The organism is Parvimonas parva, from assembly GCF_016552165.1.
GTDB lineage: Bacteria > Bacillota > Clostridia > Tissierellales > Peptoniphilaceae > Parvimonas > Parvimonas parva.
Genome location: NZ_JACVDA010000046.1, coordinates 1 through 2240, shown reverse-complemented (window position 1 = coordinate 2240; position 2240 = coordinate 1). Strand labels below are relative to the sequence as shown.

Genomic DNA, 2240 nt, shown 5'->3' with positions numbered 1-2240 from the left:
TATCCTAAAAAAATATTCAATTACAAAACGCCTAGAGAATTATTTTTATGTGGCTAATTTATTCTTGCAATTTAGTGATTTAGCAAATTAATTTGATTTATGAAATTGTTGACATTAAAGTATTGACAAATTATATATATATATATATAATTAAAGTGAATTGTTATACATATCAGAACATATATAATTATTTTTAAATTAAATTGATATGGTTGTGTAAATTTTGATAAGAATAGCAAAATAAAATTATTTATGAAATTAGGAGAAAAAAATGGAAAACTTATTGAAAGTTATTTTGCGAAAAAGGCAAAATGGCAATAAAAATCCGAAGTGGAATATGAGAAAATTGTCCATAGGGTTGGTATCTTGTTTGCTTGGATTTAGTATGTTGATAAGTTCAACTACAAATGTATATGCAAAAGTTGCTTGGGGTACAGACGGCAAAGTGTATATGGGAGATACAGATAATGAAGTAAATAATGCTAAAAAGAATATTGACGTTACAAAAACTATTTCAGCAGATAGAAAAAGTATACACTGGAAAATAGAGTTCAATAAAGACAAACAAAAGTGGGTTACACCTTGGATTTTTGTTTTTTTACCTAGTGCCGTAAAATCTCCAAATGAAATTGCAAGATATAAAGATGGTGTTTATTATGATACCGTTAGAACTGAAGATTTTAATGGAAAAAACAACAGATGGCATGTTGTAAATGGAAATAAAAGATTTGAAGAAGAGTGGACTAATTTTGTTCAAATTACAGGTAATGACGGAGCTATGGCAGAACAAAATAATTGGAAGGATGAGGGAAGATATTCTCGTTTAATTTATTCAAAAGAGGCTTCTGGAAGAACAGCATATACTTGGGAATTTGACACAGAAATTATTCCCGGAATAGATGTCGATGAAGCTTCAATATTAGCCGGAATCAATACTTGGAATCACAAATTTCCTCGTGTAGTCGGTTATGGTCCTCATGATACTGATGGAGATGGCGTTTCTGATGTTAAGGAAAATAAACTTGGAACAGATCCTACAAATCCTAATAGTAAGCCTAATAAAGATAAAATATATCCTCCTGTTGTTAATGATGGAAAGAAATATGTAAAAAAAGGAACTACTGTTTTATCTAATGAAATATTAGACAGAGTAACAGTTCCGAGAGAAGCCGGTGTTATTACAAAGGAAACAGGTAGTGTTCCTACTGAGCTTGGAGAAGGAACCGCTAAAGTTAAAGTAAAATACAGCGATGGTTCTGAAGCGTTGGCAGATGTGCCTGTTGTTGTTTACGAAGCACCTGTTGCTCCGGATAAAAAAACAGAAGTTGGAGATACGGAACGTTTAACTGCTGAAGAAAAGAGAGCGGTTGAAGAGGCTATAAAGGCTAAAAATTCTAACTTACCAAAAGGTACAACAGTAACTGTTGATGAAAAAGGTAAAGCTACAATTACATTACCTGACGGAACAACAGAAGAAATACCTGCAGATAAATTGGTTGAGAAGAAAAAACCTAAGGAAAAAACTGCTACACCGACCGATGTTAAACAAGATTATGATTATAATATTGGTAAAGCGGTGATAACAGGTAAGGCATCTGCAAATTCAAAAGTGAAGTTAAAAAATAGCAATGGTGATGTAGTAGAGACTACAACTGCGAAACCTGATGGAACATTTTCAATTCCAATTCCAAATAAAGTAAAGGATGGAGATAAAGTTACCGTTACTGCGACCGAAAACGGAAAGGCAGAAAGTGAAAAGTCAAATGAAGTTGTTATAGATTTAAAAGATCCTTCAGAACCTACTGTAGATGATGTATATGTAGGAGATAAAGATGTTACTGTAAATCTTCCGGACGATGTAGAAGTTGGAGATAAAGTAAGAGTTATATTACCGAACGATAAGCTTGTAGAAGTTGAGTTAACAGCTAAAATGATTGCTGATAAAAAAGCTAAAGTAGGTATTCCGGAAGGTATAACTTTAAATAAAGGTGATTATGTTAGAGTTCAACTTGTTGACAAAGCGGGAAATACAAGTGATGTTGTTCCAAAAACAGTTAAAGAAAAAGAATTCGATAAAGAAAAAATAGCGAAGATAGAAATAAAAACTCCGCCGACAAAGACAGAATATACAGAAGGCGAAAAGTTTGATCCTGCAGGAATGGTAGTAACATTGACAGATGAAAACGGAAAGACAGTCGATGTACCGGCAGGGAAATTTGCTGAATACGGAATAACAGTAC

General features: G+C 32.8%; 1 protein-coding gene. It reads left to right on the top strand.

The window, feature by feature from the left end; translation table 11 throughout:
* Positions 1 to 271: 271 nt before the first annotated feature.
* On the top strand, positions 272 to 2240 hold a 1969-nt coding region (locus tag IBJ83_RS08300), incomplete at its 3' end, for an Ig-like domain-containing protein (RefSeq protein WP_201276074.1).